Annotated in this window: 8 protein-coding genes and 1 pseudogene; 4 read left to right on the forward strand and 5 right to left on the reverse strand. The window is 72.9% G+C overall.

What is annotated here, in order from left to right:
• Positions 1-146 precede the first annotated feature (146 nt).
• Positions 147-614, forward strand: a complete 468-nt coding sequence (locus ACFWRO_RS18105; RefSeq protein ID WP_384511191.1) for a pyridoxamine 5'-phosphate oxidase family protein — start codon at positions 147-149, stop codon at positions 612-614.
• A gap of 68 nt (positions 615-682) precedes the next feature.
• On the opposite strand, the gene ACFWRO_RS18110 is transcribed toward ACFWRO_RS18105, so the two are convergent.
• The gene (locus ACFWRO_RS18110; protein WP_384511194.1) at positions 683-1,588 is read right to left on the reverse strand and encodes a LysR substrate-binding domain-containing protein; all 906 of its coding nucleotides are present in this window, start codon (positions 1,586-1,588) and stop codon (positions 683-685) included.
• 74 nt (positions 1,589-1,662) lie between these two features.
• Here ACFWRO_RS18110 and ACFWRO_RS18115 point away from each other — a divergent pair, with 74 nt between their 5' ends.
• Positions 1,663-2,748, forward strand: coding sequence for a DMT family transporter (locus ACFWRO_RS18115; protein WP_384511197.1), 1,086 nt, complete (start codon positions 1,663-1,665; stop codon positions 2,746-2,748).
• Positions 2,749-2,780: 32 nt separating this feature from the next.
• Here the strand turns inward: ACFWRO_RS18115 and ACFWRO_RS18120 are convergent, their stop codons facing one another.
• On the reverse strand, positions 2,781-4,112 hold the full coding sequence (locus ACFWRO_RS18120; RefSeq protein ID WP_384511200.1) for an aminotransferase class I/II-fold pyridoxal phosphate-dependent enzyme: 1,332 nt from the start codon (positions 4,110-4,112) through the stop codon (positions 2,781-2,783).
• 29 nt (positions 4,113-4,141) lie between these two features.
• On the opposite strand from ACFWRO_RS18120, the gene ACFWRO_RS18125 reads away from it, so the two are divergent.
• Positions 4,142-4,840, forward strand: a complete 699-nt coding sequence (locus tag ACFWRO_RS18125) for a pyridoxamine 5'-phosphate oxidase family protein (protein WP_384511203.1) — start codon at positions 4,142-4,144, stop codon at positions 4,838-4,840.
• Between the two features lie 56 nt (positions 4,841-4,896).
• Positions 4,897-5,547: an FMN-binding negative transcriptional regulator gene (locus tag ACFWRO_RS18130; protein ID WP_384511205.1), complete on the forward strand. Its 651-nt coding sequence runs from the start codon at positions 4,897-4,899 to the stop codon at positions 5,545-5,547.
• Here the strand turns inward: ACFWRO_RS18130 and ACFWRO_RS18135 are convergent.
• From ACFWRO_RS18135 to ACFWRO_RS18145, 3 genes and pseudogenes are all read right to left on the reverse strand, one after another.
• Positions 5,544-6,494, reverse strand: coding sequence for a DMT family transporter (locus ACFWRO_RS18135; RefSeq protein WP_384511266.1), 951 nt, complete (start codon positions 6,492-6,494; stop codon positions 5,544-5,546). The two genes, ACFWRO_RS18130 and ACFWRO_RS18135, sit on opposite strands and share 4 nt — an antisense overlap.
• A gap of 197 nt (positions 6,495-6,691) precedes the next feature.
• Complete coding sequence (locus ACFWRO_RS18140; protein WP_384511207.1) at positions 6,692-7,675, reverse strand: DMT family transporter; 984 nt, start codon at positions 7,673-7,675, stop codon at positions 6,692-6,694.
• A 41-nt stretch (positions 7,676-7,716) separates the two neighbouring features.
• Positions 7,717-8,005, reverse strand: a pseudogene (locus tag ACFWRO_RS18145) (hypothetical protein); the annotation flags it as partial.

The raw sequence follows: 8,005 nt of genomic DNA on the forward strand, positions 1-8,005 counted from the left end.
CCTCCCTGTCCCCCGCGCCGCTGTCTGGCGCACTCCGGGCGGGGGAGGCTAGCCACCCTTGCCCCAGGAGGGAAGAGCATCCATGATTTCTGACACTCCATCAGAATCCATTGGACTCCGTCGGAATGACAGAAAAGGGGCGGACGATGACCGTCGCACAGCGCCGTGGACGCCGGATCATGATGACCCCGGAAGAGCTGGACAGCTTCCTCACCGAGCAGCGCACCTGCCGGGTCGCGACCGTCTCCGCGGACGGCCGCCCCCATGTCGGCGCCCTCTGGTTCGTCTGGGACGGAACCTCGCTCTGGCTCTACTCGATCACCAGGAGCCGCCGCTGGGCTGAGCTGCGCGCGGATCCGCGGATCGCGGTGGTCGTCGACGACGGGGTGGAGTACGGAGAGCTGCGGGGCGCCGAGCTGTCGGGCACGGCCGTCTTCGTCGGCGAGGCCCCGCGCGCCGGCGAGCCGTGCCCCGAACTCGACGTGCCGGAAAGGCTGTTCGCCGCCAAGAACTTCGACCTGGACGTGATGCCGCACGACGGCCGGCACGCCTGGCTGAAGCTGACCCCGGACGCCGTCGCGTCCTGGGACTTCCGCAAGCTGTCCTCCCTCTGAGACGAGACCTGCCCACCCGAGACCTGCCACCCGGCACCCGACACCTCACAACCTGCGGCCCCCGCGTCTCAGAGGCTCAGCGGCCCCCCGACACCCTGCAGCGCCTCGACCGCCGCCCGGATGGACGGCCGCCGGTCGGCGTCGCTGCGCCAGGTCGCGTAGATGTGCCGCTTCACCTTCTGCCGTACGGGCATGAACACGATCCCCTCCGGGGTCGGTACGCGACCGAGGCGCGGGGTGACGCACACCCCGAGCCCGGCGGCGATCAGCGCGAGCTGGGTGTGGTGCTCCCCCGCGAGATGGGCGATGCGCGGCTCCATACCCTGCGAGCGCAGGGTGAACATCAGCCAGTCGTGGCAGAACTCGCCCTCGGGCCAGGAGACCCAGTCGTCGTCGCCGAAGTCGATCAGGTCCACCTCGTCCCGCCCGGCCAGCGGATGCCCGGCGGGCACGGCGACGTCCGCCGCGTCGTCCAGGAGGTGGGCGCGTTCGAGCCCGCCCGGTACCGGGGCCCTCTTATTGCTCCAGTCCAGGACGATCGCAAGGTCGGCGTCGCCCCGCAGGACCTCACGGATGCCCTGCTCCGGCTCCAGCTCGGTGGTCTTCACGCGGAGATCGGGGTGAGCGGTGCGCAGCGCGGCGAGGGCACTGGGAAGCAGCCCGCGCGCCGCCGTCGGAAAGGCCGCGATCCGCACCTCGCCGACCACCTGTCCGCGCTGCGCCTCGATGTCCGCCTGGGCCAGCTCCACCTGCGACAGGATGCGCGCCGCGTGCTCGGCGAGCAGCAGCCCGGCGTCGGTGAGCCGGACACCCCGGCCGTTCTTGGCCAGCAGCTGCTGACCGATCTCCCGCTCCAGCTTGGACAGTTGCTGCGACACGGCCGAGGTGGTGACGTGCAGGCCGTCGGCCGCACCGCTGACCGATCCGTGCCGTGCGACGGCGTCCAGGGTCCGCAAGCGCTCCAGGTTCAACATGTAAGCAATACTAAGGGGAGAGCTTCACTTAATCTCGCTTGTTCTACGAGGTTGAAGCATCCACCCTTGAGGGCATGAGCTCCGCGACCTCTCCGCCCGCCGACCCCGCCTCTGCCACCTCCCTCGCCTCCCCAACCTCCCCCGCCTCCCCCACCCGCCGTTCACGCCTTCTCGACTGGCGGGTCCGCTTCGGCGTGCTGGCCCTGATCTGGGGCTTCAGCTTCGTCTTCATCAAGGTCGGTACGGAGGGGTTCGCGCCGTTCCAGGTGACCTTCGGCCGCCTGTTGTTCGGTACGGCGGTGCTGGCCGTCGCGATGCTGATCAAGCGCGAGCGGCTGCCGCGCGGTCGGCGCACCTGGCTCCATCTGACGGTGGCCGCGTTCCTGCTCAACGCGCTTCCGTTCTCGCTCTTCTCGTACGCCGAGCTGACCATTCCCTCGACGCTCGCGGGCATCTGCAACGCCACGACACCCCTGTGGGGCATGGTCCTCTCGCTGGTCGCGCTCTCCGAGGACCGCCCGACGCGGGTGCGCGCGGCGGGGCTCGGCATCGGTTTCATCGGGGTCCTGACGGTGCTCGGCGCCTGGCAGGGCTTCTCCGGCCTTGACGTCACGGGCACGGTGATGGCCCTGCTCGCCTCCTTCAGCTACGCGGTCGGCTGGATCTACGTCCGCCGCACGCTGGCCGGCACGGGCGCGTCGAACCTCTCGCTCGCCGGCACCCAGGTGGGGCTCGCGACACTCCAACTGGCCGTGGTGACTCCGCTGTTCACGTCGCTCCCGTCGTCGGTCGAGGTCGTTCCGCTGCTCGCCGTGATCGCCCTGGGCGCGCTCGGCACGGGGTACGCGATGCTCCTGCAGTACGGGGTCGTGGCCGAGGTCGGCCCGACGACGGCGTCGATGGTCACGTACTTCATCCCGGTGATCGCCACAGCGGCGGGCGTGGCCCTCCTGGACGAGCAGCTCGCCTGGAACACCCCGGTCGGCGCGGTGATCGTCCTCGCGGGCGCGGCCCTGACCCAGCGCCGAGCCCCGTCAAGACACCCGAAGCCCACGCCCCACCCGATCGCCGGAGCGACTCCCACGACACCGACACCGACACCGGCCACGACACCGGCACCGACCCCGGCACCGGACCGCCACCCGGCAGCCCGCACCTAAGAACCCCGCCCCGAAGCCTCAGCCCTCAGCCCTCAGCCGTAGCTCCTGGCCGGCGCTGGTCCCGACGCGTTCGCGACCGCGTCGGCCAAGGGCTCGATGTCCGCCTCCCGCAGGCCGGAGACGGTGATCCGGACAGCGGGCCCGGCGCTGAGGCGGAAACGGGCGCCGGGAGCCACCGCCCACCCGGCGCCGAGCAGGCGGGTCACCGCGCCCGTCTCGTCGGCGACCGGGACCCACACGTTCATGCCGCTCCGCCCGTACGCCTCGACCCCGCGCCGCTCCAGGGCCCGTACGAGCCGGTCGCGCCGCGCCGCGTACGCCCCGGCGACGGCCGCCGCGTCCACCGCCCCGGTGGCCCACAGGTGGGCGACCGCGCGCTGGAGGATCCTGCTGACCCAGCCGGGGCCGAGCCGCTGGCGCCCGAGGACCCGGTCGACGGTCTCGGCGTCGCCGGTCAGGCACGCGACCCGCAGGTCGGGCCCGTAGGCCTTGGCCACGGACCGCACGAAGGCCCAGTGGCGGGTCACCCCCGCCAGCGGCGACAGCGGCAGGTCGACGATGCCGTGCCCGTGGTCGTCCTCGACGAGCAGCACGTCCGGGTGGTCCGCGAGCACGCGGCGCAGAGCCTCGGCGCGCTCCGCGCTCACGGCCGCTCCGGTCGGGTTCTGCGCCCGGTCGGTGACGATCACCGCGCGCGCCCCGTCCCGCAGCGCCCCCGCCACCGCCGCGGGCAGCGGGCCCTCGTCGTCGACCGGGATCGGCACCGGCCGCAGCCCGAGGGCGGGTACGAGGTCGAGGAGGCTCCCCCACCCGGGGTCCTCGACGGCGACCGCGTCGCCTGGCCTGAGGTGGACCGCGAGGACCCGCTCGATCGCGTCGAGCGCCCCCGAGGTGACGGCGATCGGCCCGTCGGGGACCCCGTCCGCGTCGAGCGCGGCGCGCGCGAGGCGCGCGAACCCCTCGTCCACGGGGGCCTCCCCGTACAGCCCGGGCCGCTCCGCCTCCCGCCGCGCGGCCTCGGCGAACGCCGCACCGAGCGGGGGCAGCAGCTCCGGGTCGGGGTTGCCCCGGCTGACGTCCCGTACGCCCGGCGGCGCCTCCACCCGGATCGACCCGCGGGCCGTCGTCGCGGGTTTGGCCCGCACCCGGCTGCCCCGCCGCCCGTCCGTCTCGATGACCCCGCGCTCGCGCAGGGTCCGGTACGCGGCGGCGACCGTGTTCGGGTTCACACCGAGAACGCCCGCCAACTCACGCATGGGCGGCAGCAGTTGACCGGGCGCCAGCGCACCCGTACCGACCCCGCGCTCGACGCTGGCGGCAATGTCCGATGCGCGACGACCTTCGATCCGATACTCTCCTAGCACAAACAACATTATGCACTAGTGCAATGGAGATGGCAATGACGACGGCGACGACGACAGACTCCTACGAGCCGACCGAGCGGACCGTCCCGACCCGCTCCCGCGACCGCGCCTCGTACGACCGGGCGCTGGTGCACTCGATACTCGACGAGGCGTACGTCTGCCACCTCGGCTTCGTCCGCGACGGCGCGCCCGTCGTCCTGCCGACGCTCTACGGCCGGATCGGCGACCGCCTCTACGTCCACGGCTCCACCGGCTCGCGCCCGCTGCGGATGGCGGGCTCGCGCATGGCGGGCTCGGCCGAGGAGGCTCCCGGGCTGCCGGTCTGTCTGACGGTGACGCACGTCGACGGCCTGGTCCTGGCCAAGTCGGCGTTCCACCACTCCATGAACTACCGCTCCGTCGTGGTCCACGGCACGGCCCGCCAGGTCACCGACCCCGAGGAGCTGCGCACGGCCCTCGACGCCCTGGTCGACCAGGTCGTTCCCGGCCGCGCCGACGACTCCCGCCGGGCCAACGCCAAGGAGCTGGCTGCGACGGCCGTCCTGCGCCTGGACCTCGACGAGGTGTCCGCCAAGCTCCGCACGGGCGGCCCGAACGACGACCCGGAGGACGCGACGCTCCCCCACTGGTCCGGCGTGGTCCCGGTACGCAAGACCTACGGAACCCCGATCCCGGCGGACGACCTGGACCCGTCGATCGCCCTGCCGGCCTACCTGACCACTGACTGAGAACCGACCGAGAACCGACCGAGGACCGACTGACCCCCGACTGAGGACGACCCACCATGCTGATCCACCCCTGGGACGCCGCCCACGACCCCGACGAGTGGCGCGCGTGGCTGTCCCGGCACGACTTCGGCCAGCTCGCCGTCAACGGACTGCCCGGCGAGCCGCCGTGGGTGCAGCCGCTGCACTTCCGGTACGAAGCCGAGCCCGGCCCCTACGGGCAGGTACTCACCCATCTCGCCCGCCCCAACCCCCTGTGGCGGGCACTGGAGGAGAACCCCACGGTCCTCCTGAGCGTGGTCGACGACTACGCCTACGTCCCGGGCCCGTGGGCGGCCCCCGAGGGATCCCCGCCCGAACACGGGACGCCGACCTCCTTCTACGCCGCAGTCCAACTGCGCTGCACGGCCCACGTGGTCGACGACCCGGCGGAGAAGGCGGAACTCCTCAACCGCCAGGTCGCCCACTTCCAGCCGGAGGGCGGCACCGCCCCGGTCGCGCCGGGCGAGGCCCCTTTCGGCCGCCTCCTGGCGGGCCTCCGGGGCGTACGCCTCGACGTGACGGACGTCCGCGCCAAGTTCAAGTACGCGAACCACAAGCCGGAACCGGTACAGGACGCGATCGTGGCGGGCCTGACGACTCGCGCCGCGAGGGGCGACGCAGAGGCGGCAACCCACCAGCTACGCCGACGCCCCGCGAGCTCGGTCTAGGCCGGTGCGGCGGCGACCCGCCGCCGCACCGCGGCCGACCGCGCCTCGGCGAGCGCGAGCCCCGTCACCGCCGCGAGCAGCACCAACGTGCCCACCACCGTGGCGGCGGCCAGCTCCTCCCCCAGCACCAATACGGCGATCACGGCCGCGCTCACCGGCTCAAGGAGCATGATCACCGACACCGTGGCGGCCCTGACGACGGCCGCCCCGGCGAAGTACAGCGCGTAAGCAAGCGCCGTAGGCACCGCCGCCACGTACACGACCAGCACGAGCACCTCCACGGGCTGCCCCGTCCGCGGCAGCAGCCCCCCAGGCGACTCCAGGAGAGCCATCGGCAGCAGCCCGACCGCACCGATCGCGAAGGCCCACGTGGTCGTGGACAGAGCGTCCGAGCCGCCCCCGTCCCGCCCGAGCCACCGAGTGAGCAGCGTGATCGCCGCGTACCCAGCGGCCGAGAGCAAGGCAAGCCCCACCCCAAGGGGCCTGACCTCGCCGCCCTCCCCACCGAGAACAAGCACACCAAGCCCCAAGAGCGCACCGATCACGGCCAAGGCACCCCCGCGCCCGAGCCGTTCGCCCATGCCGAGCCGGGCGCCGACGGCGATCAGGACGGGGCCGGCGCCGAGGGTGACGACGGTGCCGACCGCGAGCCCGGTGGCCTCGACGGCGGCGAAGTAGGCGCTCTGGAAAACGGTCAGCCCGACCCCAGTACCGAGGATCCGGATCAACCGCCTGCGGCGAGGCTCGGCCACCACGCCGGCACCCCGACGCGGCCTCAGAGCCAGCGCCCCGAGCAGCAACACAAGCCCACCGGCGCACCGCCAGAAGGAGAGCGCCAGCGGCCCCATGTCGCTGACCCGAAAGATCAGCGAGGCCGCGGCACCCGCGGTGCCCCAGGCGATTCCGGCGACGATCAGATAGAGCAGACTCCGCCCGACGGCAGGCATGGCCGCCACGGACGAGGACAGCGAAGAATTCGACACGTGCGTCTCCGTACGAAAACAGGGTGATGTGGTCGCTCAACTCCGCACGCGGGCAGCGACGAACCGCTCGGGGACTACCCGAGCCCGGTCTTCGTCAGAGAAACGCCACCCGCGCCTAAGCGGCAGGAGGCGGAAGCACGGTCGAATGCATGATCGCCACCTTAGGCTCCGGCCCGCCCGCCGGACAACTCGGATTCCTTGGTCCGCCCGGAGCCCGCCACAGGCTCCACCGACGCCGCCTTCGGCGTCGACGACTGGGCGATGAACGCGCCGAAGAGGACCACCGCGCCGCCGATGATCTGCGGCGCCCCCAGGTGTTCGCCGAGCAGCACCCAGGCCAGGACCGTCGCGATGACGGCCTCCAGGCAGGCGACGACACCGGCGACCTGCGGCGAGAGGCGGCGGACCGAGACGACGCCGGTGACGTACGCGAGGACGGTGGCGATCAGCACGATCCAGCCGAGGAGCAGCCAGGCGGCCACGCCCGTACCGTTCATGTCCGCGTCGCCGCCGAGCACGGACCAGTCCATCCCCCACGGCCGGGCGATCACGGTGAGGACGAGCGCGCCGATGAGGAGTCCGTACGCGATGACGCCCAGCGGGTCCACCGGGTCGGACTCGTCGCCGCCATGGTCGGACAGGACGAAGTAGCCGACCTGGCAGCACGCGGCGCCGAGCGCCAGAAGAAGTCCGAGCAGGTCGAAGGTGAGTCCGGACCAGACCTGGACGACACAGGCGAGGCCGCCGACGGCGAGGACGACGCCGAGCGCGGCGGCGCGCGTGACGGGCCGGCGCTGGACGAAGCGGACCCAGCCGAGGACGAGCGCGGGGGCGAGGTACTCGATGAGCAGCGCGACGCCGACCGGGATCCGCGAGATCGAGGCGAAGTAGAACGCCTGGACACCGGCCACGGCGAGGAGGCCGAATCCGGCGAGCAGCGCCGGCTTGCGCCGCAGGAGGTCGCGGTGGCGCCAGGCCACGGGCAGCATGACGAGCGCGGCGCCGGTGACTCGGAGCCACACCACATGGAGCGGGTCGAGCCCCGCCTCGATGAGCGGCTTCGCCGCCACACCTGAACCACCGAATGCGAAGGCCGAGGCCAGGGCAAGTCCCAGGCCGGCGCTTCTCCCCTGAGACGCGTGCATCCGGCCATCATGACAGGACGGCGTCAGGAGCGTCACCCCCGTCACACCTGTTGAGACAGCTCCCCGATCCGGTCGGCGAGAACGCCCGGATCGACCCCGGCCCGGCCGAGCACCTCGACGGCCCTGCTCTCCGGGTCCGCGGCGATGACGGCGAGCAGATCAAGGCCCCGCGCCCGCTGGTCCCCGCGCTGCGCGGCCCGCTCCCAGGCGCCGTCCATCGCGGCGGCGGCCGTGGGCGACCAGCCGGCGGCGGCGGCCCCCCCCCCCCCCGCTCCCCTCCCGCCCCGAACAGCTGCACCGCCACCCGACGCCGCCCAGGCCCCCCCCCCA

The organism is Streptomyces sp. NPDC058579, assembly GCF_042718575.1.
Classification (GTDB): Bacteria; Actinomycetota; Actinomycetes; order Streptomycetales; family Streptomycetaceae; genus Streptomyces.